Below are 25,161 nucleotides of genomic sequence, written 5' to 3'. Positions count from 1 at the left end.
GCTAATGTGGTAGAACCGATACCACTTAAATATTCGGTTACAACTTTTATTTTGAAGTTCAAATTAAATTTCATTATAGTAAAACCCCCAAGATTGGATTTACGTCCAATCTTGGGGGTTCACTTTATCGTCACAATTTATTACAGCTCTTTTTTATTTTTAGTAGAACTAATCAACGGGAACGGTAAATTGACTATTGTATAAATCAGCATAGAATCCATTTTGCTTCATTAATGAGTCATGATTTCCAGTCTCAATAATCGACCCATGATTCATTACTAAGATACTATCAGCATCGCGAATTGTAGAAAGTCGATGTGCAACTACAAAACTAGTACGATTATTAAGTAAACGTGCCATTGCTTTTTGAATAAGAATTTCGGTTCGGGTGTCAACCGAGCTAGTTGCTTCGTCCAAAATCAAAATATCTGGATTTGCTAAGAAGGCGCGGGCAATCGTCAAGAGCTGTCGCTGCCCCTGGGAGATGTTCGAAGCTTCTTCATTCAGGATTGTTTGGTAACCATTAGGTAATTGTCGAATGAACATATCAGCATGGGCAGCTTTAGCAGCTTGATAGACTTCTTCTTCCACAGCATCTTCTCGCCCATATTTGATATTATCGTAAATCGAACCCGTAAAAAGCCACGTATCTTGTAAAACCATCGCAAAATGCGCACGGACTTGTTCACGTGTTAGATTTCTGATATCACGTCCATCAAGTTTAAGTGAGCCATTCTTAATGTCATAGAAGCGTTCTAGCAGATTAATTAGAGTAGTTTTACCAGCACCAGTTGGACCAACAATTGCAACCTTTTCCCCGGGTTTGACTGCAAGATTCATATCTTTAATTAAGATTTCACTGTTATTGTAGCCGAAATCGACATGTTCGAACTTAATCTTCGCGATATTCTGTGTTTCATCTGTTATTGCAACGCTAGTATCTTTCATTTCTTCTTCGTCTAATACTTGGAAGATACGCTCAGCAGATGCAACAGTCGCTTGAATAGTGTTGGCCAAATTAGCAAGTTGTGTGATTGGCTGAGTGAACTGGTTGACGTATTGTAAGAAGGCTTGAATATTTCCAAGTGTAATTTGTCCATTTGCTACTTTTAAGCCACCTACAATAGCTACAAAGATATATCCAATATTAGAAACAAAGTTCATGAGAGGCATAATTAGTCCAGAAATGAATTGGGCTTTCCATGAAGAACAGTAATAAGTATCATTTTGTTCTTTAAACGTTTTAATACTTGATTTTTCCTTGTTGAAGGTTTTAACAACCGTGTGTCCAGAAAAACTTTCTTCGATTTGATCATTAAGTAAACCCAAGCTCTTTTGCTGTGCTGCAAAATATTTTTGTGACCGTGGGGCGACTAGAGAAATAACGAGTATACCAAGTGGAACGGTAATACAAGCAATCAAAGTCATCTCCCAACTGATTGAAAGCATCATGAATAAGACGCCAACAAAAGTGACGGCACTCGTGACAATTTGCGCGAGACTTTGTTGCAACGTTCCAGCAATATTGTCCATGTCGTTAATCGCACGAGACATGATATCACCATTGGAGTGAGTATCATAATATACAATTGGCAGTCTTTGCAATTTCGACTTAAGATCTTGGCGGAGTCGGAAAACAATTTTTTGTGAAATATTGGCCATAATCAGCTGTTGGAAAAAAGACAGGGCAGCTGAGAAAATATACATAATTCCGACAGTTAGTAAAATAGTTTTTATCTTTGTAAAGTCGATTGGAAGAGAACTAAGATGCTGTCCAGCTTTTATCTCTTTATATCCCTTTAAGAGACCATTGAAAATAGCGGTAGTTGCTTCGCCTAAAATCTTGGGCGAAATAATCTGGAAAATAACAGAGCCGACCGCAAATGCAATAACGACGAATAAGAACCATTTCCAAGGTGCCATGTACTTGCACAGACGCCATGTAGTCTGCCAAAAATTCTTTGGTTTTTCTGTTGTTTTACCGATGTTACTTGCTGGTCCATGATTAGCCATTAGATGTCCTCTCCTTTCAACTGTGACTTAATAATTTCTTGGTAGGTAGAGTTACTTTCTTTCAATTCAGCATGTGTTCCATGACCAATATTTTTGCCTTCATCAAGAACGATGATTTGATTAGCTGTGGTGACTGTTGCAATTCTCTGAGCAACGATAATAACGATGCTCTGACCGATTTTTGCATCGTTAGATAGTGCCTTGCGCAGGTTTGCATCTGTCTTAAAGTCAAGCGCAGAAAACGAATCATCGAAGATATAAATCGCAGCTGGTTTGATAATTGCACGGGCAATTGCAAGACGCTGGCGCTGTCCACCTGAGAAGTTGGCTCCATTATGTTCAACGATGGAATCCAACCCTTTATCAAGTTCATTGACGAATTTGGATGCTTGTGCTATTTCAAGTGCATGCCACATTTCATCTTCAGTCGCATCTGGTTTTCCAACCTGTAAGTTGCTCCGAATTGTACCCTTGAATAAGAAAGCCCTTTGCTGAACGAATGCTATCTGTTCATGGAGCCGATTCTGAGACAATGTGGAAATATCAGTTCCATTAAGACTAATCTGTCCAGCTTCAATATCATATAATCTTGGAATCAGATTTATTAAAGTTGACTTACCTGCGCCGGTTCCACCAATGATTGCGAGTGTTTCACTTGGATGTAAGTTAAAACTAATTGATTCAAGTGCACGGCGTTCAGCGTGAGCATAACGAAAAGCAACATCTTTAAAGGAAAGCGAGAGTTCAGAATCACTCAAGGAGACAGGATGTGTCTTTTCTTTAATTGAATATTCTGTGTCTAGAACTTCTTGAATACGAACAGCTGCAGCTTGCGCTCTGGGAATAAATACAAAAACCATTGAGAGCATCATAAAGCTGAATAAAATCATTGCAGCATAGGTCATAAATGATACTAAATTTCCAATTTCCATTGACTGTTTGGCAACTAAGTTAGCTCCAATCCAGATGATTCCAATGTTTGTTCCGTTTAGAATTAATGTCATAATTGGGAACATCAAAGATACCAATCTGAATGCTTTAATAGCCGTATTTGTATAGGACTTATTTGCATCTTTAAAACGATTTTGTTCGAAAGTGTCTTGTCGAAAAGCTCGGACAACACGGACGCCAGTTAGTCCTTCACGAAAAACAAGATTAATTCGGTCGATTTTGTTTTGCAAGCTGCTGAATAATGGTCCAGCAAAGGACATGACAATTCCGATTGCAATTGCTAATAACGGCAGAGATATAAGGAAAACAATTGTGAGTTTCTTTTCACTTAAATAGGCCATTATAATTCCGCCAATTAACATTGCGGGTGCTTGAAGCATCATTCGTAAAATCATAACTGTCACATTTTGAATTTGTAGTACATCGTTTGTTGTTCTTGTTGTGAGTGAGGAAGCCCCAAATTTATCAACCTCATGATTTCCGAAATTAAGAACTTTTTCAAATAATACATTCCGCAGTTTAGTACCAAGTTTTTGGGCTTGTGTTGCTGCAAAAAAGACATTTCCAGCCGAGGCTAAGATCCCAATTAGTGTGATACCCAACATTTTTGCACCAGTATGCCAAATATAGGTCGTGTTGCCAGTGGCTACACCTTTGTTGATCATATCAGAAGTGAGTGTTGGCAAATTAAGATTGCAAAAAACCTGAATAATCATAAAAAATGCGGCGGCTAAAACGGGCCATGTTTCCAAACGATTGCGAACTATTTTATACATAAGTGACCTCCATAACATCTAAATCAATTTATTTTTACAACTCCGTATTGGAGCCAAGAAAGCATTTTAAGGCAACTTTCTTGAACAGTAGCGACAGAAAGCGAGTCTTTTTTTGAATGATTGTGAAAGTAACTACCAACAGATTTAAAGAAAATATTCAACATCAAACTAACTAAATCGCGAAATTCTTCAAATGAGTTGATTCGTAAGAGCGAGAGATCAGTTTGTGCATATAGTTTCTGAATTAATTGATGCATATTTCCATGCCCTAGTGCTCTTTGAAGACGAAAATCATGAGCTTCAATCATTGTTTGATAAAATTCAGAGTGACTTCCTTCTAATACGTCCGTAATGCTTGCCTTGAAAAATTGCTTGGATGCTTCGAACAAATCCCCACTAGTCTTCTCTAAAATAGTTAGATAAAGTGTATTTTGTTCATTCTGGATTTGTCCGACAAAGTAGAGATAGCAATCTAATTTATCGGCAAAATATTGATAAAAGCTTCCTCTAGGAATACCTGCAAGTTCAATGATCTCACTGATTGCAGAATCATCAAAACTCTTTCTTGAAAATTCATGACTAATTGCAGCGAACAACCTTGCTTTTTTTTCGGGAGCAAGATTGAAAAAAGTATCCTTGGGCATTATCGTTTTCTCCTTTATGACGACTTGTCATGTGACAATGTGTCATTATAGTTTATCTGAAAAGAAAAAACAAGAATAACCCCAAAATAATAAGAAAGATTAAAAACAGACGGATAATTTATATTATTTTTAAAGAATCTAATGTAATAAATATTGTGCACTAATAAACTTTCTCATCTACATAAATTTTTTTTGGTTTTTTATTGAATATTTCTAAGAGTGTGCTAAAATTAAAACAACTTAATTGATATTGATTCTCAATTAAAGACTAGGGGGAATATACATGAAAAGAAGATTTAAGTTAGTCATAATGTTAGCGGTTGCATTTTTTGCTCTAGCTTGTGGAACTGTGCAAGCTCATGCTGCAAGTACGGATAGTATAGAGAAAGTTTTGCCAACAGGAACATATACATTGGATGTAGGATATTATTCTGATGAAGATGCAACTCAATCTTCTACTGCAATGAATAGTTTTTGGGATACATCAGCACAATTAGTTGTTAATTCAAGTAATCAAGCAAAGTTGGTTTTTACTCAAAAGTCGATGATGTCAGTGATGACTTCAGCAACTTTTAATGGACACTCGTTAGTTGAAAAAAGTGAAGGTAGCACAGGTACTTGGAGTGTTAACTTGTCACCGCAAGAAGCTATAAAGTTGATTAATGGTGATACATATTTATCAAATATTACTTATAACTCAGGCACATATAAGGGAAATCATGATTTTTACGTAAAAATTAACAGTGGTGTTCCAGATACAATTGATCAACCAGGTGAATATGCGCTAGCTGTTGAGTACAATAAGTATGAGGAAACAGCTTTAGATGGTGATTCAGGGGAAGCATCCATGATACAAGAAAATTCTATTTGGAGTGACAATATTACTTACCAATTAAAAGGCGATGGAACGGCTGAATTAACTTTGACACAACAAAGTATGATGGATTATATGACGAATTTATCGTTTGATGGTGTACAGATGGATAAGCATGTTAATACAAGTGATGCAACAAGTGGAACGTGGACTGCAACGATTCCAGCTGCAACTGTGAAAAAAATTTCAAATGGAAATAAAATAGTAGCCAATATGACATATACAGTCGCAAGCATTAATTTTACGCATACAGTTGATGCAGTGGTTGTGATCAATAGTAAAAGTTTGGTTAAAGCTGACTCTTTAGTAACGGTTGCTGAAGCAGAAGCTGCAACAAATACAGATTCCACAGATTCGAGTTCTACAGATTCAAGTTCCACAGATTCAAGTTCCACAGATTCAAGTTCCACAGATTCAAGTTCCACAGGTTCAAGTTCCACAGGTTCAAGTTCTACAGGTTCAAGTTCTGCGAGTTCAAGTTCTGAAGTAGAAACCAGTGTGGCAAACGTTGAATATCACCAAGCAGATGCTGAAGGCAAAGATTTAAATGAACTTTCGATGATTCAAACAGATGGTATCTGGTCTGATGCGATTAAGATTCAAAAAAATAGTAATGGAACAGCGACGGTGACAATTACACAAAACAAAATGATGAATTATATGACGAAAGTAACATTCAATGGGGTAGAGATGACCAAAAATGTTACCTCAGCGAATGCAACTAGCGGGACGTGGACTGGAGTTTTGAGTAAAGAAAAAGCTGCTGATCTAAAAGTTGGTAACAAGATTTTGATAGGTGTGTCTTACACAATTCCAAATCTGTTTACTCACAATGTTCAGGCATTGGCAGTTATTAAAAGTATTACTGAGGGAACAGATGAAGCAACAACTAGTGACAGTGCTAAAACTACAACGACAACAAAAGATATTGAAGATGTAACCGCACCAACACTGGCTGTTGCTGCAGATGTAAGTAGTAGTTCTGCAAGTGCTGATAGTCCTGCAAAACAAAGTAGTAAATCAACTCTTCCGCAGACAGGCGAGGCAAACTACTCTTATGCTTCAATCTTAGGTGTTCTAGCACTTATTACTGCAATTGGATTAGGAGGAACGCTTCTTAGTGTTGGGAGATTTCGCAAATGAAAATTAAATATTTATTATTAGTTGCAGGAACTTTCTTTTTGGCCTTCTTCATAAAAACAAGTGAAGTGTCTGCTTCTTCATATCAGGCTAGCTATACGATTGAAAAATATGGCACAACGCAGACATCTATTGCGGATGCATACTTTGTAAAACCAGCAACCATTTCAGTCGGGCAAACGCAATATAATGTTAGCATTACGATTAAAACAAGTCATGATTTAGGTTCATTTCCTGTACAAATTTTAAATATTAATGGTCAGGGACCACAAGTCAGCAAAAGTACTTCTGGAAACGCAGATTACTACACCTTTTCTTTCACTACCAAGTCGGTGAAGCAGTCAATGACAGGTAATATGAAGGTTGACATTGATAGCATGGATTATCATCATACGTACGGTTTTACTTTATTACTAGATGCTGCAAGCATTCCGGCGCTTGCTAGTAGTTCGTCTTCAAGCAGTCAGCAAGAAACTGTGACGAGTTCTAATAAAACCAGTAGTTCAACAACCAAAACTGTAGCTGCAAGTAATTCTAGTTCGACCACAGCAACAGCTACTAGTTCAACATCATCTTCTGTTTCTACTTCAAGTACAGCTAGTCAGAGTACAAGCAAAAAAACTAGTAAAACAGAAAGCAGTAATAAAAAAAATAGTAATAAAGCCAGTAATAGTAAAAAAAGTAAAACTAAGAATAATAAAAAAGAAAACAATAATAATAAAAGCAAAAGCAGCAATAAGAGCATGCTCGGATTTTCAATAACAGCAATATTAATTGGCGGCGGTGTTGGAGTATGGGGGTTGATTCGCCATTATAAGATCTAGGAAAATAAAGCAAGTTATTTTAAGTATTATTATCTTGATGATGGCTCTTGGCTTGGTGTACTTCAGCCAGAAGAAACAAAGTAGTCAAGTATCTGAAAAGCAGCCCAGAATAGTAGCAACAACGGTCGCTATTACAGAGGTTTTTGCACATTTAAAAATGAAGTTAGTTGGTGTTCCAAGTGACAGCAGTCTTCAAAAGGTACCTCAGAGATACCAGAATATTATGCGTGTGGGCAATCATGTGAGTATTAATTGGGAGAATTTACTGAAAGCAAAACCAGAGGTAGTCTATGTAGACTCTGAACTGACAGATGAGTATCAAAGTAAGTTAAAAGAACAAAAAATAGGCATGAAATCCTTAAACTTTCAAAATTATGGTAACTTGGTAAAGAGTATTGAATATTTGGGTAGGAAGTATGATCGGCAAAAAGATGCACAAGAGTTGCTTGCACGAATAAAGATAAAGAATGTCAGCAGAATTAAGAAACCCAAAGTTTTGATACTAATGGGAATGCCTGGCGGCAGCTTTTTAGTAATGAACGCAAAAACTTATTTGGGTGATTTGGTCAAAAGAGCTGGTGGTGAGGTAGTAGGTGCAAGTTCGACCTCACTTTATACTACGGCAAGCAGTGAAGCAATTGCACAAGCTGATCCAGATATCGTTATTCGATTGGCACATGCAATGCCTAAACAAGTGAAGGCAGCTTTTATAACAACTTTTAAACAAAGTCCATATAAGGATTTGAAAGCAGTTAAAGAAAATCATGTTTATGATGTAAAAGCACCAAAATTTTCACCGACAGCCAATTTGAAAGTTAGACAGACATATCAGCAAGTAAAAAGGTGGCTTAATCAGATTGACGAATAAGCAAAAGTTAAGTTTTGGATTAATGTTCTCAGGTTGTATTTTCTTAGCATTGTTTCAATTAATATATAAGATAGAAAGTCAAAGTGACTGGCAATTAATTATTATTCAATTAAGGCTGCCAAGATTAATATTTGAACTTGGAACGGGATTAGCAATAGGTCTAAGCGCAGTATTGTTAGCAGCAACACTGCGACAACCATACCTTGATGGTTCAATGATAGGAATTGCAAGTGGTTCGGAATTAACAATTGCATTAATAACGGTTTTAATACCAGCTTCACTGATTTATCGTGTCTTGATTGGAGCAGTGGCTGGAATATTGTGTTTATTATTGCTACGCAGCAGTATTTTTAAATATCATAATCGTGTTTTGTTCTTGATTATAGGTGGTTTTTGTCTGGCAATGTTTTTTAATGCACTCACAACTATCTTGACTGAAAGCAGTGGTTGGGCTGGGAAAAGTCTGGCAAATGTCACGTGGCTAGATGTTGGCTGGCTGGCCTTGATTACTTTAGTCGCAATTGTTTTCTGGCAAAAGAACAGCAGATATTTGGATTATTTTGCCTTACCTGAATTACAAACTAAGCAACTGGGAATCGATGAAGCCAAAGTAGCTTTGAGTTTACAATTAATTGCGGCAGGTTTATTAGGTGCAGTGACAGCTGTGTTAGGAACTGTTTTTTTTGCAGGAGTAGTAGTTAATCAACTGATTCGTGAATATACTCATTTAGGGATAGCTGCAAGAGTACCATTTGTTATTGTTTTTAGTATTCTAGATGTACTTCTGGCAGACACGGTTGCACATTTTATTTTTTATCCAACGGAATTACCTACGAATGCAGTTTTACTGGTATTATTAGCACCTGCATTCTTAATGTTATTGATGAGGTGGTCACGTGCAATTTGAAGAGTTAGAGGCATCTTATGGTTCAAAAAAGGTTTTTAGCAAGATAACTGGGGAAATAGTTAGACATAATGTAACAACAATACTTGGACCTAATGGTAGTGGAAAAACAACGCTAATGTTAATGTTGGCGCACCTGATGAAACCTACAACTGGGAAAATCAAGCTAGAAAATGACAGTTTATTTTATTTACCGCAAAGAAGTGAAGTCTATGATTATATGACAGTTAAGCAGTTACTTGAAATTACACATTTGGAAAAAGCAGAATCTGATATAAAGCAACATAATCAAATTATTGCTAAACTTGGATTAACCAAATTATTAAATAATGATATTAACAGCCTTTCTGGTGGACAACAGCAAAGAGTCTGGCTAGCATATGCATTTTTACAACCAGCAAGAATATTATTGTTAGATGAGCCTTTAACATATTTAGATGTCAAGTATCAACAAGTTTTTTACAGAATGTTGGTACAAGAAAAGTCAAGAGGAAGAACATTTCTGATAAGCTTGCACGATATAGAGTTTGCACGAAGATGCAGTGAGTATGTTTGGTTTTTGACACCTGAAAAGCTAGTTACTGGAAAAACAGACAAAATATTAATACTTGAAAATATTTTGCATTATTTGGAAATAGATAGTATTAATTAATGGAGGTTATTTCAATCTCAAAAAATAAGGGTCACGTGTGGATTGTATGATTCTGATATAATTTAAAATTAGGTAATGAGTAAAGTGGTAGCATTAAGCAATCAATTACAAGTATTAGTGGTGTCATTTGGAATTAGAAGAGTAAAAAACTGGTAAGTCTTTAAATAAGACCTAGCCGGTTTTATTTTTTTAGGAAAAGCTAGAGATGATTTAAGCAAAATTAAAATTATGAAGCTATTTTAAACTTTTAACATAGACATCCAGTAAATAGAGCTTTGCAGTCTCCAAAATCATTATCATGGATAGATTGTTTCTTCGGTATAGTGAAGAGTAGTAATAGGCAAGTAAATGGGTATTATTTTGTAATAGGTTACATATGATATTTTCTTCTAAAAGCTGTAGGTGTTGTTTTGACCTTTTTGATGAATAATTTTGTTAAATAGCTTTGATCGTTAAATCCTAAACTGACGGCGATTTCTGTAATAGTTTTATTTGAAAAAACCAATTCACTTTGAATTTCACGAATTTTTTGCTCATTTGTATAATCAATAATAGTTTGATTAGTGGAATTTTTGAACACTCGACAGAGATAACCTTTTGAATATCCCAATTTTGAGGCTAATTTATCAAGTTCCAAGTGTTCATTTAGGTGTTTAAAAATATAATCTTGGATTAAAAATATTAAGGTAGAATCTGAGAAATTCTGAGCCGCACGAATTCTTTTTACAAACAATTCACCAATTTCTTGCATTAGTTCAACAATACTATCAATTTTTTGAAGCCGCTCAACTCGTTGAACACAACGATCACTTAAAGCGTAGGCAGATTCTGGATGCATTCCGCCTTTGATTGCTGCACGTGTAAAAAGTGTTGTTGCTGCAATTAAAAGATTTTTACTATTTCTTAATTCGTTTCCAACAGTCATTTCACCAAATGTTCCACTTTGTATAAAATCCGCTAAGCGAGGCCTGAATTCTACTAAAATGCCTTTTTGCAATGCATCAAGCATTAGTTGCTCTTTATAATAACTATTATGATAATTAACTTCATTTAGTGAGAATGATAATTGCTCAGTTTGATTTTTTGTGAAAGATGAATCACTAATAAATAACGGTTTTTCAAAAGTAGCTATTTTTTGAAAAAAGCAAAAATAAAGCACTTTTGTATAAGAAATTAAACGTTCGAGGCTAATACTGGGGAAACTATCGCGAAAATAGCCTAAGGCTTCAATGGTTTGGATATTACACCATAAAATTACTATTCGTTGTTCCGAAGAAGGAAGGCAGATGACACTAAAGCATTCATTGTTTTTAGTATTAAAGATTTCTACACTACCTTCAGTGATGTGAAAATTTATTTTGGAAAGTAATTTATTAGGAAAATTTGGTGATACTGCCTGTTTGAATTGAGCAGTTTGTTCTCCAACTTGATTATAAGTAAAGATAGAGAGCTTAGACGAAAGATAAAATTCTTCAAGCAATGGCAAAGCATTTATCATTTTATGGAACCCCTTTCAATTATGTGCAATATAATACCAATATTGCTAATATTATACAATTAAAAGCGCTTTAATTAAGTATAATCTATATATAAGATGATCATCTTAATATATGTTTTAAAATTTGGGAGTGAAATTAATGACAACATCAAAGAGTTCATTTAGAAATATTTTAATTATTATTGCATTGTTATCGTTAAATATTGTTGAGCAAGCTGCAAGTGTTATCACGGGAACCATTCCAGGAATGAGCAAAGATTTTTCTAATGTGTCGCTAGTTAATATTGAATTAATAACAACTGTTGTGTCTGTTTTTGTAACCGTTTTCGTGTTAGTCAGTGGCTTTGTAGTTCGAAAAATTGGGCAAAAACAAACAGCAGTCTTAGGTTTGGTAATTGCATCTGTTAGTTCAGTTATTCCTGCATTTTCAACTAATTTTACAGTAATATTAGTTTCACGTGCAGTGCTAGGAATAGGAATAGGCTTAGCTAATCCATTAGCAATTAGTCTGATTGGAGTTTTTTTCTTTGGTGATGAAAGAGCTAAGTTAATGGGATGGCGGTCTGCAATAGCTGGGATTGGGACGTCACTAATGACATATTTCGCAGGACAGTTACTAAATATTAATTGGCATGCAGCTTATTGGGTATATTTATTATTTATTCCGACATTGCTACTTTTTATCTTTTTTGTTCCTGATCCAGAAAAAAATGGAGCAGTAGAACTGCAAGAAGAGGAACAGCAAAAGGAACTTGCTACAGCACAAGGAAAAGGTGTGAGTGTCCAAAAAGATTCGAAATTGCTAGTTACGACTTTAGCTATACTAACATTTTTGATTTTGATTGCTATTATGGTTTTAGCAATTAAACTACCAACTTATTTTGTTGAGGAAAAGATTGGCACAGCTACTCAAGCAAGCAATGCATGGAGTATCTATAACTTCGCAAGTGTGGCAGGTGGAATTTTATTTGGATATTGCTACAAGATTATGCATAAATATATTTTGCCAATGGGGTTAGTTTTGTCTGGATTAGGCATGACTTTAATTAGTATGGTAAAGACAGTCGATTTGATTTATATATTATGTGTCATGATGGGAATTGTAGGTGCCATGATTATTCCATATATTTTTAACCGAATTAGTGAAACTTCTTCTCCAAAAAAAGCGCCTTTGTATACTTCAATTGCATTAGTTGGTTCGAATTTAGGTGCGTTTATCTCACCTTATGCAGGTGAGATTTTGGGGGAATCCAGTAAAACAGCAATTTTAAATGCCGGGTTTTTGATGGTTATCTTGGCAATAATTTCATTAATAGTGATTCTTAAGATAAATTCAAATCAGAAACAACTATTGTCATAAGGAAAAGGTCGTGTGAAAAAATGGAATTTCAAATAAATCAAACTATTAAGTTTAATCATGATACAAAGTTATTGAAGAAAGCGGAGTTGGCCAAGCCTCAATTATTATATAAAACGATTAGACCGGAAAGAATAGTTAATATTGTTAAAGATGAGCAAGCGTTATTCGGATATCGGGCTGTTCCAACTGCACAAAAGATTGCAGAAATTGATCAGCATGCACTAGGAAAAGGTGACAGAATTATATTAGACTTAGGAAATCACCAGGTTGGACATTTTCAAGTTAATATAAATTCAGTAGGTTCTCCAATGGATGCGCCCTTGTCACTACATGTAGTTTTTGCCGAATTACCAGTTGAAATTGGAATCAATCATGAAGAATATAAGGGATTATTGAGTAGTTCGTGGCTCGCCGAAGAATATCTGCATATAGATGTTTTACCTGATATCTTAAAACTGCCACGACGCTATGCTTGTCGATATATTATGATTGAAGTCATGGATACGTCGCCAAAATGGCAGGCTGTGTTTAGCAAGCCTCAGTTTATAGCTGAAAGCGCAGTAGACATGAAACAAATACAGCCATTAAATTCGGGAGATTCTTTGCTGGATCAAATTGATCAGGTAAGTTGTAAGACGTTGCATGATTGTATGCAAGATGTTTTTGAAGATGGCCCTAAACGTGATCGTCGTCTTTGGTTGGGAGATTTGCGTTTACAAGCTTTAGCCAACTATATTACTTTTGACAATCAAGGATTAGTAAAACGCTGCTTATATTTATTTGGAGGATTGAGTACACAAACTGGAAGAATTACTGCAAATATTTTTACTAAAACCAAGCCAATCCCAGATGATACCTTTCTTTATGATTATAGTCTGTTTTTCATTTCGGCGTTGAGCGACTATTTTGAACATTATCATGATCAAGAAGTACTTATAGATTTATTTCCACTTGCAAGAAAGCAACTCGATCAGGCACTATTGTTGGTAAATCAACAAGGACGAGTTGAACTAGATGATCAGTGGCCTGTTTTTGTCGATTGGTCTCAAGAATTTGATAAGGCAACATGTGCACAAGCAATTTTAATTTATGCATTGAAGCAATTTTTAATGTTGGCAGATAAATTATCGTTTGACGCAACTGAATATCGTATGATTTTGGACAAATTAACAAGCTTTGCAATTAACCAGTTGTACGACCAAGAAAAGGGATTGTTTGTGAGCGGGGTAAAAAAAGAAGTCAATATTGCAAGTCAAGTTTGGATGGCATTAGCAAAGGTTTTGCCTAAAAGTAAGAATCATGATTTGATGGAAAAAGCGGTACAGAAGCTCTTCCCAGTATCTAGAATTGCTACGCCGTATATGTATCATCATATTGCAGCTGCATTGTTTGAAACACAGCATTCAGATATTGCTGTTACCTTGATTAAAAAGTATTGGGGTAGCATGCTCAAGTATGGCGCTGATACTTTTTGGGAGGCCTTTCAACCTGAAAAGCCAACCTTTTCCCCGTATAACAGTATGGCCATCAATAGTTATTGCCATGCATGGAGCTGTACTCCTGCATATTTATTAAGAAAGTATTTAAAAAAATGATTTAAAGCGTTTAACTTGGCTAAGGAGAGAGAATTATATGCGAAATTATTTAAGTATTGATATTGGAGGAACAAATCTAAAATATGGTTTGATAGATTACTCAGGAAAATTAGTTTTGAGAAAGCAGTTGGAAACGCCGAATAATTTTGAAGAATTTAAACGAATTTTTATAAGAATTATCGCTGATTATCGAAAAGAAATTTTTGGGGTAGCTGTAAGTGTCCCTGGGAAAGTCGATTCAAAAAATGGAATAGTTTATTTTGGGGGTTCATTACCATTTTTAGATAAAATAAATTTTAAAGAAATGATTCAATCTGAATTTGGCTTATTACCAGTCGGAGTTGAAAATGATGGTAAATCTGCTGCACTTGCTGAGTTGTGGTTGGGAGCATTACAAAATCATCCTGATTCAGCAGCAATCATTCTTGGAACAGGGGTTGGTGGTGGAATAATTCTTAACAATCAATTGTTGCCTGGTAGTCATTTTCAAGCTGGAGAGTTAAGTTTTATGGTTAACAATTATCAAAAGCAAGATATTGCCAAACTCGTGGGGATGGATGTCTCAGCTGTTGAAATGATAAAGCAAATTGCAAACACTTTGAATCTAATCGATAAAAAAGATGGGATTGCGGTATTTGAACAAATAAAGCAACAAAATGAACAGGCTTTAAAGATCTTTAGGTTATATTGTCAACGTGTTGCTTATTTAATATTGAATATTCAAAGTGTAGTTGATTTGACGACTTATGCAATTGGTGGCGGAATCAGCAGCCAACCATTATTAGTTGAAACAATTAATCAAGAATATGATAAAATTTTGGCAGATTTACCGTTAGTAAAGAAGACTTTGACACGACCGAAAATAAAAAAAGCTAAGTTTGAAAATAGCGCAAATCTGTATGGGGCACTTTACGGATTATTGCAAAACTTAGATAAAAGTTCGGGCTATTAATTAAGAAGGAGAAGAATGTAATGGTTGATTTTAAAGCAATATCATCTGAAGCTTTTCCTACTAATTTTCTTTGGGGTGGTGCAACGGCAGCTAATCAATTAGAAGGTGCATGGAGAAAAGATGGTAAAGGGCCATCAATTGCCGATGCTCTTCCAGGAGGAAAGCAGCGACTTACATTTGCTAGTAGTAAAGACTTTAATGGACAGATTGATGAGAAACGTTACCAGTATCCTAATCATCGCGGGATTGAACACTATCAGCGTTTTAAAGAAGATATCAAATTATTTGCTGAAATGGGTTTTAAATGTTACCGTTTTTCAATTGCGTGGTCACGAATTTTTCCACAAGGTGATGAGATTGAGCCAAACGAAGCAGGTTTGAAATTTTATGATCAGTTAATTGATGAATGTCTGAAATATCAGATTGAACCTGTCATTACGATTTCTCATTATGAATTACCTTTGAATCTGGTTAAAAATTATGGGGGCTGGAAAAATAGGCAGTTAATAACTTTTTATGAACGTTTTGCAAAAGTAGTTTTACAGCGATATAAACAAAAAGTTCGTTATTGGATGACTTTTAATGAGATTAATTCCGCTTTTCATTTTCCTATAATGAGCCAAGGATTGATGCCTAGTAATGGATCTAATGATTATACCAATATTTTTCAAGCGTGGCACAATCAATTTGTTGCTAGTGCATTGGCAGTTAAATTTGGACATCAGGTAAATTCGAATTTGCAAATTGGGTGCATGATTTTGTATGCTACCATTTATGCTGTTGATGCTAATCCCAAAAATCAATGGGCTAATTTGAAGCAAATACAGGACTTTAACTTTTTCTGTACGGATGTACAAGTAAGAGGAGAATATCCAGCATCTACTGCGAGAATCTTTCATGATTATCAGGTTGATTCGCAACGATTGAAGATTACAGAACAAGATTTGCAGTTGCTGAAAAAATATCCAGTAGATTATATTGGATTCAGTTATTACATGTCAAGTGTCACTGATGTTACTCATCAAGATACTGTTAAATCAGCTGGTAATTTAATTGGTGGTGTTAGTAATCAATTCTTACAAACGAGTGATTGGGGTTGGCAGATTGACCCAACAGGGCTGAGAATTGCACTAAATGAGCTTTATGGCCGTTATCAGAAACCATTATTTATAGTTGAAAATGGATTAGGAGCTTTTGACAAATTGACTACTGATCATAAAATTCATGACGATTATCGGATTGATTATTTGAAAAAGCATATTCATGCAATGGCGAAAGCAGTAGCAGATGGTGTTAACTTGATGGGATATACTCCTTGGGGTTGTATTGATTTAGTAAGTGCTTCAACGGGACAAATGAGCAAACGCTATGGATTTATTTATGTTGATCTTGATGACAATGGAAAAGGTAGTTTGCAGCGAATACCCAAAGATTCTTTTTACTGGTATCAGAAGGTAATTGAAAGTAATGGGAAAGGTGTTTAACTGTTATTAGATATGAAATTCTAATTTAAAAAATTAATGATACCATTATCGTTTTATATAAAGTAAATGTGGGGCTTAATTTGCTCAGATATTAACTCATTTTAGATTGATTAATACAACAATCTAAAATGGGTTTTTGTTTGTCCGATGGTAATATTATCTAAAGGTATAACATAAGTTGGTAATATAGTGGGCTTAAAAAAGCGAAAAGAATCTTTTTAAGATTAAAGATGATTTTGTTTTAAAACCAAGATTACTTTTATGATAAGTAAAGCTTCAATGGTGTATGTAAATAAAAATGGAATTAGAGTAGAATGCAACCTGAAATAAAGTATAAATTTTTTGAGTGTTTAGATTAAATTCATAATTTGTGTGGGAAAAGTAAATATAATAACAATAGTAAGGATAGTAGTCAAAAATATTAATTTTACAAAAAAATAGCGCTTACATAATTACTTAACAAATTTTCAAAGTGATAATATTTCTAAATAATAAATAAAAAAGAGGAATTAACATTGAATGTGAGTTGTGCAATATTAAAATTATGTTAGAATAAGCGAAAATTAAAATGTAGTTAAAAAAGGATGGAGGGATTTAAGAATGGTAGATAATTATCGCAATAATATCGTGATTGGCGGTAATAAATATCGATATTATAATATTAATAAATTCATGGTGGACAACGGCGAAAAGATTCAAGAACTGCCTTATTCGATTAGAATTTTATTAGAACTAACATTACGTAGAAGTGATCAACATGCTGAAATGCGACAGTTCTTACCTAACTTTTTGGATTGGGATCAAAAACATGATCATGATATTCCATATAAACCAGAACGAGTAATCCTGCAAGATTTTACAGGGGTTCCTGCATTGGTTGATTTGGCAGCAATGCGTGAGGAGTACGAAGCTCGTGGACAGGATCCAAATGAAATCAATCCTGACGTGCCAGTTCATCTTGTGATTGATCATTCTGTTCAAGTTGATATGGCTGGCAATGATGATGCTTTTGCATATAATATCGAACAAGAATTCAAGCGTAATCAGGAGCGTTATTTATTTTTGAAGTGGGCCCAGGAAAGTTTTGATAATCTTTCTGTAATTCCTCCAGATACCGGAATTATTCATCAGGTTAATCTTGAGTATCTTTCATCGGTTATCAGACAATCCGATGCTTTGGTCCCGGTTTTGTTTCCAGATACCTTAGTGGGAACTGATTCGCATACGACAATGATTAATGCACTGGGTGTTCTTGGCTGGGGAGTGGGAGGAATCGAAGCCGAAGCCAGTATGCTTGGACAGGAATCTTACTTTCCAATGCCGCAAGTTGTGGGGGTACGTTTGACAGGAGCGCTGCCTGCTACTGCTACCGCAACAGATCTAGCGTTAACCTTAACGCATCTATTAAGAGAATTTAATGTTGTTGGTAAGTTTGTAGAATTCTATGGTCCCGGTTTGAAGAATTTGCCGTTAGCCAATCGAGCAACCATTTCAAATATGGCTCCAGAGTATGGAGCTACTTGTGGATTCTTCCCCATTGATCAACAAACAATAGATTATTTACGTTTGACTGATCGGACTAAAGAACAAATTGAGATTGTTGAGGCATATGCTAAAGAAAATTCTTTGATTTATCAAGAAAAAGAAGATCAGGAAAGAAAATACTCAGAATATGTTGAATTGGATTTGAGTGAAGTCGAAAGTAGTGTTGCCGGACCAAAAAGGCCACAGGATCTGGTTAAATTACCCGAGCTTGCGCAGCAGTTTAGAAAGTATGATGAGTTAGCTGATTGTGAGGTTAGTGTTGAAGAAAAAGATTTTCGGTTGCGTCCGGGAGCATTAGGGATTGCTGCAATTACAAGTTGTACAAATACATCGAATCCAGAAATTTTGATTACAGCAGGTTTGCTGGCTGAGAAGGCTGTCGAAAATGGATTGAAGATTCCAAAGTATGTAAAGACTTCTTTCGCACCGGGTTCACGTGTGGTTACAGAGTACCTTGTTGCGGCAAAACTACAAGAATACCTTGATGATTTAGGGTTTAATATCGTCGGGTATGGCTGCACAACCTGCATTGGCAATTCAGGAAAGTTAAAAGACGGGGTACAAGAAGTAATTGCGGAGACTGGGTATCCAGTTGCTGCGATTGAAAGTGGTAATCGTAATTTTGAAGGGCGAGTGAACCCACTTGTTAAAGATACATATTTAGCTTCACCACCATTGGTTGTCGCATACGCATTGGCGGGAACGCTTGATATTGATCTGAGTAAGGAAGCACTTGGATATGATAAGATGCAAAAACCAGTATATTTAGCTGATCTTTGGCCAAAAACTGAAGAAATAAGTGAGGTAATTCACAATTATTTGAAACCAAGTCTATTTTCAAATAACTATGGAAATATTTTTAAACAAAATGCAAGTTGGAACGCACTTCCGAGCACTAAGTCAATTAATTATAATTGGGATGAGAAGTCAACTTACCTTGCCTCGCCTCCGTTATTTGAAAAAAGCGAAAAAAAATTGACTGATTTGAGAGTGCTTGCGAAGTTAGGTGATTCAATTACAACGGATCATATCTCTCCAGCTGGATTCATAGGGCAAAGAACACCGGCAGGAAAGTATTTAATAGCACATGGAGTAGATCCACAAGACTTCAACTCTTATGGTTCACGGCGCGGGAACCATGAGGTCATGGTTAGGGGTACACTTGCGAATATTCGTCTGCAAAATCAATTAACACCGGATAAACAAGGCGGTTTTACTAAGGATTGGTTGACCGGCGAAGAGACTACAATTTATGATGCTGCAATGAATTATCGTGCCCAAAAAATAGGTTCAATAATTTTGGCAGGAAAGGATTATGGAATGGGATCGTCTCGTGACTGGGCGGCTAAGGGTGTTCAGTTATTAGGCGTTAAGGCAGTTATTGCTGAGAGTTTCGAGCGGATTCATCGTTCCAATTTGGTAATGATGGGAGTTTTGCCATTACAGTATTTACCAAATGAAAATGCAAAGTCACTCGGACTCGATGGCACAGAAAGTTTCTCAATTACGTTGGACGGGAAGCGTGCGCATGTGATAGCTGAGTCTGCAAATAAAATAATCAAATTTGATGTGATTTCGCGGTTTGATGCACCTATTGATATCAAGTATTATCAGGCGAATGGAATTTTGCCATATGTATTAGGAAAAAGAATTTCTGGGAATTAATGGGTCATCATTAAGGAGGGGAATTAGGATGGATTATCCAAGAGGATTGGCAGGCATAGTGGTCGATCAGACTAAAATAAGTTCCACAGTCGGCGGTCATTTAACTTATGCTGGATACCCAATTGAAGAGTTGAGTGAAGCTTCGTTTGAAGAAGTGGTTTTCTTACTATGGCATACAAGGTTGCCAAGTGAACAAGAACTTCAAGATTTTCGGGCTGATTTAGTTAGTAAGATGGTTTTACCAGCTGAAACAATTCGGTTACTGCTCTATATTGCTAGGGAACCACAGCATCCAATGAGTATTCTTAGAACGACTACGTCACTTCTAGGAACAACAAATGATGTTGAGCATGATGAACCACCCAAAATTTTAGCCAAAATGCTGACAGCAATCGCCGCAATTTTGCGAATCAGGGATAATGAGCCATTAATTGATGTTGATCCTAAATTGAATGTTGTTGAGAATTTTTTATACATGATTAAAGGAAAACGGCCCGATGCAAAACTAACTAAAATGTTTTCCAGTGTTATGATTTTACAAGCTGATCATGAATTCAATGCTTCAACATTCACTGCGCGTGTTGTTGCTTCAACTTTTGCTGATTATTATTCATGCTTAACAGCAGCTGTTTCTGCCTTAAAAGGTCCTCTGCATGGTGGTGCTAATGAGCGTGTTTTTGAGATGATTGAAGATATTGAAAGAGAACAGATCGATCCAAAAGATTTTGTTGAACTCCAAGTGAAGAAAAAGCGTAAAATAATGGGCTTTGGTCATCGAATTTATAAAAATGGAGATCCTCGTGCCTTTATTTTGGAAGATATTGCAGCAAAGTTAGCTCCGCGAACAGGAAATGAGCACTATTTTAAGATTCAGCAAGAACTTGCGCGCTACATGCTGGAACGGTTTGGACTTCATCCAAATGTCGATTACTATACTGCTTTGATATACCATTGCATTGGCCTTGATAAATCAGTTTTTACCATGATTTTTGCAACTTGCCGGACTGCAGGTTGGTTAGCGCATATTATGGAGCAGCGACAAGAAAATTGCTTGATTCGTCCTAATTCAGAGTATGTTGGGCCAACTAACCAACATTATTCAAAGAAATAAGGAGGAATTATAAATGAAACAACCGGAAAAACTAAAGATTATCGACGAGCAGTTGATTGTACCTGACAATCCAATAATTCCATTTATTGCTGGAGATGGAATTGGACCCGAAATATGGCAAGCAGCACGGCGTGTTTTTGATAGTGCTGTTAACAAGATTTATGGTAATGATCGGCAAGTACATTGGAAACAGGTTTTAGCTGGGGGAGCTTCTTATCAAGAGAGTGGAACTTGGCTGCCAGAGGAGACATTAACTACTCTCAAGAAGTATTTGGTTGCTATTAAAGGCCCATTGACAACTCCAGTTGGAGAGGGGCATCGTTCGATTAATGTAACATTGAGGCAAGAACTAGATTTATTTGCATGTGTCCGACCTGTACAATATTATTTAGGGACCCCGTCACCTGTCAAGCATCCAGAAAATGTTGATATTACAGTTTTTAGAGAAAATACGGAAGATATCTATGCTGGAATTGATTTTGAAAGTGGTTCCGCAGGAGCAAAAAAATTATTACAGTTACTCAAGGATAATCACCAAATTGATAAAGTACGTTTTCCAGAAACTTCATCTTTTGCAATCAAGCCAGTTTCAAGTGAGGGATCTAAGAGAATCGTAAGGGCTGCCCTTAATTATGCAATTATGCAAAAAAAGGGTAGTGTTACTCTTGTACATAAGGGCAATATCATGAAAAAAACAGAAGGCAGTTTTAAAAAGTGGGGTTATGAAGCTGCAGCGGAGTTTAAAAAGCAAGTATTTACAAGTGTTGAATACAATCAAATTAGACAAAAACAAGGTAAAATTGCTGCTGATGAGGCCCAGTTGCAGGCAAAAAAAGATGGTAAAGTGCTTGTCAATGATATTATTGCTGATAATTTCTTTCAACAGTCTTTACTGCATCCAGAGAATTTTGATGTAATCGCAACCCTGAATTTGAATGGAGACTATATTTCGGATGCGTTGGCTGCTCAAGTTGGTGGCATCGGAATTGCACCTGGTGCGAATATTAATTATCAGACTAAGCGTGCTATTTTTGAAGCCACTCATGGGACGGCTCCGCAATTTGCAGGACAGAACAAGCTGAATCCAACGTCACTAATTCTTTCAGGAGCAATGCTATTTGAGTATATTGGGTGGAACAAGGTTGCGCTAGAGATTAAAAATGCGGTTACGATTGCGATTGAGAAGCAGCATGTCACAGTTGACTTTGCAGCAGTATTACCACAAGCCACCGAACTTTCGACAAGCGGCTTTGCAGATTACTTAATTGAGTTAATAACTAAGAGAGACTAGTTTATTAATTTTTAAGCACTCAAAGTTTGTTAGTCCATGTCACATTCACTTATGAAAATAATGCACAAGAAGGGTCATTCAAGGTAAAAACATATAAAAAAGATTGACAGACTAATTTTTGAGCGGTAAAATTACGTTAAATTTTGTGTTAAAGATAATAAACTTATGAGAAGAAGAGTACCTTGAAGAGCCATTAACAGAGAGGTTACAGTGCTGAGAGTAGCTGATGGGAAAACAAGAGAAGATGGTCTTTTTGAAAATTCGATTGTGAGCTGAGAAAGTGAGCATGAGACGGTTATACCCGTTAGCGTAGCAAGGTTATGGTTTATAATTGAAATCAGGACTTGTTGAGGATTGCTAGAGTAATTTAGTAATCAAAGATCGAGTGGTAGCGTGAATAATCACCTCGTAGTCTAAATTGACTGCGGGGTTTTTATTTGTTATAGAAGTAACTAATTGAGTAGAAGGATGGAGAGTTTGAAATGACAGATAAGAGTGAAAATCTGAAGCGTGAGATGACTGTAAGGCATTTATTCATGATTTCTTTAGGTGGTGTAATTGGGACGGGCCTTTTCTTGAGCTCGGGATATACAATTCATCAAGCAGGACCTGTAGGAACAATTCTAGCGTATGGAATTGGTGCAATAATTGTCTATTTGGTAATGCTTTGCTTGGGAGAACTAGCCGTTGCTATGCCGCAAACAGGTTCATTCCATGTTTATGCAACACGTTTTATTGGACCTGCAACGGGATTTACTGTTGCAATCTTGTACTGGCTTACATGGATTGTTGCGTTGGGTTCAGAGTTTACGGCTGCAGGTTTGATTATGCAAAATTGGTTCCCTAAAACGCCAACCTGGTGCTGGAGTTTGTTATTTATGATTATTATTTTTGCTTCGAATGCATTTTCTGTTCGTTTCTTTGCGGAAACAGAGTTTTGGTTCGCAAGTATTAAAGTTTTGGCAATTATTTTCTTTATTGGGATTGGCGGGTTGGCTATCTTCGGAATATTTTCGTTTAAGAAATATAATCCACAGCCTTTATTTCACAATCTTTATGCGAATGGACTTTTTCCTACCGGATTCAAAGGAGTTTTTACCACGATGTTAACTGTTAACTTTGCCTTTTCGGGAACGGAACTGATTGGGGTTACTGCTGGAGAAACTAAGGATCCTGCAAGAACAATTCCAAAGGCAATTCACACAACGCTTTGGCGCTTAATTGTCTTTTTCATTGGCAGTATTACTGTAATGGCAACTCTTATTCCCTGGAAACAAGCTGGAGTAGGTCAAAGCCCATTTGTTCTTGTCTTTAAGAGTATTGGACTACCATTTGCAGGCGATATTATGAATTTTGTGATTTTAACAGCAATTTTGTCAGCTGCAAATTCAGGGTTGTATGCTTCAACCAGAATGCTATGGTCGCTATCGCATGAGAAAATGATTAGCCCTGTTTTTGCCAAAACGACAAGTAATGGAGTTCCATTATACGCATTAATTGCCAGCATGTTAGGTGGAATTTTAGCACTTCTGTCCAGTGTTGTAGCAGCATCAACCGTATATCTAGTATTGGTCTCAATTTCTGGGCTTGCAGTTGTGTTAGTTTGGGCAGCAATTGCGCTTTCAGAAATCAATTTTCGAAAAAATTGGATAAAAGAAGGTCATAAAGTTAATGAACTTAAGTTTGTGACACCAGGTTATCCCTTTATTCCATGGATTGCACTGATAGCTAGTCTATTATCATGTGTGTTAATTGTGTTTGATCCAACACAAAGGTCAGCATTGTTTTATATGGTACCATTTATTCTAGGGTGTTATGGATTGTATTTTTTTAAGAAGAGACACGATATAAAAAATGAGCAGGAGGAGGTTTAAAATGAAAGCACCATTACTTGAATTGTTAAATGAAAAGAAACTGTTGGTACTTGATGGAGCAATGGCAACTGAGCTTGAAAAGGCAGGAGTCGACACTGCCAATGAGTTATGGTCGGCAACAGCACTTTTAGACGCGCCACAGAAAATAACAACGGTGCATCAAAATTACTTCAAAGCTGGAGCAGATATAGCAATAACAAATACTTATCAGGCAACAAGACAAGCATTCATGAAGCAAGGGATGGATGCTGCCGAGAGTATTGCGTTAATCAAGCAAGCCGTTTTTTGTGCCCAAGAAGCAAGAAAAGAATCTTCAACGAACAAACATTTATTATTGGCGGGAAGTATCGGTCCATATGGTGCTTTTTTAGCTGACGGAAGTGAATATACTGGAAATTATAATTTATCAATAAAAGCATTTCAAGATTTTCACTATCCAAGAATGCAGGCTTTAGTTGAGGCTGGAGTCGACTTATTTGCGATTGAAACACAACCTAACTTTATTGAACTTGAAGCGATTACAGAGTTGTTGGAGCGGAAATTTCCTGAGACGACTGCTTGGATAGCTCTCAGTATAAAAGATGATAAACATTTATGTGATGGTACTAGCTTGGCAAAGGTCGTGAAATATCTTAATCAGTTTGAGAATGTTAGTGCAATTGGAGTCAACTGTACAGCTTTGGAGAACATCACGCCTGTGTTGAATGAGATTCGCGTATTAACAAAGAAACCGTTAATTGTCTATCCTAACAATGGTGATATATATGATCCTATTTCAAAAAAATGGCAGATTAATACGCGAGCTCAGACATTTAGCGATTTAGTTCCAACTTGGATTAGTGCGGGTGCTAAAATAATTGGTGGCTGTTGCCGTACTACGCCAGATGAGATTCGTGAGATTGCTAATATTGTTGCACAGCAATAATATTGTATAGCCTAAATTTGAAAAAAAATTAAAATCTTGTTGACAAAAAGATGATAAAGATTTAGTCTTATCATAATTTAATATTCGTCCATACAAACCAATGAAGTGGAGATCAAGATAGTTGTGCACATGCAGAGAACCGGCGATGCTGCGAGTCCGGTTGAACGCAGGCTATTAAATGGACCACTGAGGGTGCGGTTAAAGCATGAAAATGT

The 25,161-nt window shown here is 36.2% G+C and carries 18 protein-coding genes; 14 read left to right on the top strand and 4 right to left on the bottom strand.

Translation table 11 applies throughout. The features are described 5' to 3' along the window. Positions 1 to 168 precede the first annotated feature (168 nt). From FFX44_RS09865 to FFX44_RS09855, 3 genes are read right to left on the bottom strand one after another with little or no spacing between them, the layout of a single operon-like run. Positions 169 to 2,013, bottom strand: a complete 1,845-nt coding sequence (locus tag FFX44_RS09865; protein ID WP_289980507.1) for an ABC transporter ATP-binding protein — start codon at positions 2,011 to 2,013, stop codon at positions 169 to 171. Continuing rightward, positions 2,013 to 3,740 carry an ABC transporter ATP-binding protein gene (locus FFX44_RS09860; protein ID WP_289980506.1) on the bottom strand — a complete coding sequence of 576 codons (1,728 nt, stop codon included), beginning with the start codon at positions 3,738 to 3,740 and terminating at the stop codon, positions 2,013 to 2,015. The genes FFX44_RS09865 and FFX44_RS09860 overlap by 1 nt, the downstream gene beginning before the upstream one ends. Before the next feature lie 23 nt (positions 3,741 to 3,763). Next, positions 3,764 to 4,384, bottom strand: coding sequence for a TetR/AcrR family transcriptional regulator (locus FFX44_RS09855; protein ID WP_289980504.1), 621 nt, complete (start codon positions 4,382 to 4,384; stop codon positions 3,764 to 3,766). A 283-nt stretch (positions 4,385 to 4,667) separates the two neighbouring features. Between FFX44_RS09855 and FFX44_RS09850 the strand changes: the two genes are divergently transcribed. Genes FFX44_RS09850 through FFX44_RS09830 form a run of 5 tightly spaced genes read left to right on the top strand, consistent with a single transcriptional unit; the run spans position 4,668 to position 9,646 of the window. Next, positions 4,668 to 6,401, top strand: a complete 1,734-nt coding sequence (locus tag FFX44_RS09850; RefSeq protein ID WP_289980502.1) for an LPXTG cell wall anchor domain-containing protein — start codon at positions 4,668 to 4,670, stop codon at positions 6,399 to 6,401. Further along, on the top strand, positions 6,398 to 7,222 hold the full coding sequence (locus tag FFX44_RS09845; protein WP_289980500.1) for an NEAT domain-containing protein: 825 nt from the start codon (positions 6,398 to 6,400) through the stop codon (positions 7,220 to 7,222). Before FFX44_RS09850 ends, FFX44_RS09845 begins: the two co-directional genes overlap by 4 nt. 37 nt (positions 7,223 to 7,259) lie before the next feature. Beyond that, the gene (locus FFX44_RS09840; RefSeq protein WP_289980497.1) at positions 7,260 to 8,090 is read left to right on the top strand and encodes an ABC transporter substrate-binding protein; all 831 of its coding nucleotides are present in this window, start codon (positions 7,260 to 7,262) and stop codon (positions 8,088 to 8,090) included. After that, positions 8,080 to 8,997, top strand: a complete 918-nt coding sequence (locus FFX44_RS09835) for an iron chelate uptake ABC transporter family permease subunit (RefSeq protein ID WP_289980495.1) — start codon at positions 8,080 to 8,082, stop codon at positions 8,995 to 8,997. Before FFX44_RS09840 ends, FFX44_RS09835 begins: the two co-directional genes overlap by 11 nt. Continuing rightward, positions 8,987 to 9,646, top strand: coding sequence for an ABC transporter ATP-binding protein (locus tag FFX44_RS09830; protein WP_289980492.1), 660 nt, complete (start codon positions 8,987 to 8,989; stop codon positions 9,644 to 9,646). The genes FFX44_RS09835 and FFX44_RS09830 overlap by 11 nt, the downstream gene beginning before the upstream one ends. Positions 9,647 to 10,016: 370 nt before the next feature. On the opposite strand, the gene FFX44_RS09825 is transcribed toward FFX44_RS09830, so the two are convergent. After that, positions 10,017 to 11,144, bottom strand: a complete 1,128-nt coding sequence (locus FFX44_RS09825) for an AraC family transcriptional regulator (RefSeq protein ID WP_289980490.1) — start codon at positions 11,142 to 11,144, stop codon at positions 10,017 to 10,019. 139 nt (positions 11,145 to 11,283) lie between these two features. Here FFX44_RS09825 and FFX44_RS09820 point away from each other — a divergent pair, with 139 nt between their 5' ends. The 9 genes from FFX44_RS09820 to mmuM all read left to right on the top strand — a co-directional run bounded on the left by FFX44_RS09820 (position 11,284) and on the right by mmuM (position 24,946). Then, the gene (locus tag FFX44_RS09820) at positions 11,284 to 12,504 is read left to right on the top strand and encodes an MFS transporter (protein WP_289980488.1); all 1,221 of its coding nucleotides are present in this window, start codon (positions 11,284 to 11,286) and stop codon (positions 12,502 to 12,504) included. A gap of 20 nt (positions 12,505 to 12,524) precedes the next feature. Then, positions 12,525 to 14,099, top strand: coding sequence for an alpha-rhamnosidase (locus tag FFX44_RS09815; RefSeq protein ID WP_289980486.1), 1,575 nt, complete (start codon positions 12,525 to 12,527; stop codon positions 14,097 to 14,099). Between the two features lie 37 nt (positions 14,100 to 14,136). Then, positions 14,137 to 15,051, top strand: coding sequence for an ROK family protein (locus tag FFX44_RS09810; protein WP_289980484.1), 915 nt, complete (start codon positions 14,137 to 14,139; stop codon positions 15,049 to 15,051). A 20-nt stretch (positions 15,052 to 15,071) separates the two neighbouring features. Further along, on the top strand, positions 15,072 to 16,535 hold the full coding sequence (locus FFX44_RS09805) for a glycoside hydrolase family 1 protein (protein WP_289980483.1): 1,464 nt from the start codon (positions 15,072 to 15,074) through the stop codon (positions 16,533 to 16,535). Between the two features lie 600 nt (positions 16,536 to 17,135). Beyond that, positions 17,136 to 19,745, top strand: coding sequence for an aconitate hydratase AcnA (gene acnA / locus FFX44_RS09800; RefSeq protein ID WP_289980482.1), 2,610 nt, complete (start codon positions 17,136 to 17,138; stop codon positions 19,743 to 19,745). A 28-nt stretch (positions 19,746 to 19,773) separates the two neighbouring features. Next, positions 19,774 to 20,856: a citrate/2-methylcitrate synthase gene (locus tag FFX44_RS09795; protein ID WP_289980481.1), complete on the top strand. Its 1,083-nt coding sequence runs from the start codon at positions 19,774 to 19,776 to the stop codon at positions 20,854 to 20,856. Between the two features lie 13 nt (positions 20,857 to 20,869). Next, positions 20,870 to 22,147 carry an NADP-dependent isocitrate dehydrogenase gene (gene icd, locus FFX44_RS09790; RefSeq protein WP_289980480.1) on the top strand — a complete coding sequence of 426 codons (1,278 nt, stop codon included), beginning with the start codon at positions 20,870 to 20,872 and terminating at the stop codon, positions 22,145 to 22,147. A 482-nt stretch (positions 22,148 to 22,629) separates the two neighbouring features. After that, complete coding sequence (locus tag FFX44_RS09785; protein WP_289980478.1) at positions 22,630 to 24,021, top strand: amino acid permease; 1,392 nt, start codon at positions 22,630 to 22,632, stop codon at positions 24,019 to 24,021. A 1-nt stretch (position 24,022) separates the two neighbouring features. Beyond that, positions 24,023 to 24,946 (top strand): homocysteine S-methyltransferase, encoded by a 924-nt coding sequence (gene mmuM / locus FFX44_RS09780; protein WP_289980476.1) that lies wholly within the window; start codon positions 24,023 to 24,025, stop codon positions 24,944 to 24,946. Positions 24,947 to 25,161: the final 215 nt, after the last annotated feature.

Source organism: Lactobacillus sp. UCMA15818 (assembly GCF_030400225.1).
GTDB lineage: Bacteria > Bacillota > Bacilli > Lactobacillales > Lactobacillaceae > Liquorilactobacillus.
This window is presented reverse-complemented; position numbering and strand designations above follow the sequence as displayed.

What these genes read in the sequence shown, in the direction of transcription:
- FFX44_RS09865 (WP_289980507.1), bottom strand. Translation starts at nt 2,013, where the DNA reads ATGGCTAATCATGGACCAGCAAGTAACATCGGTAAAACAACAGAAAAA.
- FFX44_RS09860 (WP_289980506.1), bottom strand. Translation starts at nt 3,740, where the DNA reads ATGTATAAAATAGTTCGCAATCGTTTGGAAACATGGCCCGTTTTAGCC.
- FFX44_RS09855 (WP_289980504.1), bottom strand. Translation starts at nt 4,384, where the DNA reads ATGCCCAAGGATACTTTTTTCAATCTTGCTCCCGAAAAAAAAGCAAGG.
- FFX44_RS09850 (WP_289980502.1), top strand. Translation starts at nt 4,668, where the DNA reads ATGAAAAGAAGATTTAAGTTAGTCATAATGTTAGCGGTTGCATTTTTT.
- FFX44_RS09845 (WP_289980500.1), top strand. Translation starts at nt 6,398, where the DNA reads ATGAAAATTAAATATTTATTATTAGTTGCAGGAACTTTCTTTTTGGCC.
- FFX44_RS09840 (WP_289980497.1), top strand. Translation starts at nt 7,260, where the DNA reads ATGATGGCTCTTGGCTTGGTGTACTTCAGCCAGAAGAAACAAAGTAGT.
- FFX44_RS09825 (WP_289980490.1), bottom strand. Translation starts at nt 11,144, where the DNA reads ATGATAAATGCTTTGCCATTGCTTGAAGAATTTTATCTTTCGTCTAAG.
- FFX44_RS09820 (WP_289980488.1), top strand. Translation starts at nt 11,284, where the DNA reads ATGACAACATCAAAGAGTTCATTTAGAAATATTTTAATTATTATTGCA.
- FFX44_RS09815 (WP_289980486.1), top strand. Translation starts at nt 12,525, where the DNA reads ATGGAATTTCAAATAAATCAAACTATTAAGTTTAATCATGATACAAAG.
- FFX44_RS09810 (WP_289980484.1), top strand. Translation starts at nt 14,137, where the DNA reads ATGCGAAATTATTTAAGTATTGATATTGGAGGAACAAATCTAAAATAT.
- FFX44_RS09805 (WP_289980483.1), top strand. Translation starts at nt 15,072, where the DNA reads ATGGTTGATTTTAAAGCAATATCATCTGAAGCTTTTCCTACTAATTTT.
- acnA (WP_289980482.1), top strand. Translation starts at nt 17,136, where the DNA reads ATGGTAGATAATTATCGCAATAATATCGTGATTGGCGGTAATAAATAT.
- FFX44_RS09795 (WP_289980481.1), top strand. Translation starts at nt 19,774, where the DNA reads ATGGATTATCCAAGAGGATTGGCAGGCATAGTGGTCGATCAGACTAAA.
- icd (WP_289980480.1), top strand. Translation starts at nt 20,870, where the DNA reads ATGAAACAACCGGAAAAACTAAAGATTATCGACGAGCAGTTGATTGTA.
- FFX44_RS09785 (WP_289980478.1), top strand. Translation starts at nt 22,630, where the DNA reads ATGACAGATAAGAGTGAAAATCTGAAGCGTGAGATGACTGTAAGGCAT.
- mmuM (WP_289980476.1), top strand. Translation starts at nt 24,023, where the DNA reads ATGAAAGCACCATTACTTGAATTGTTAAATGAAAAGAAACTGTTGGTA.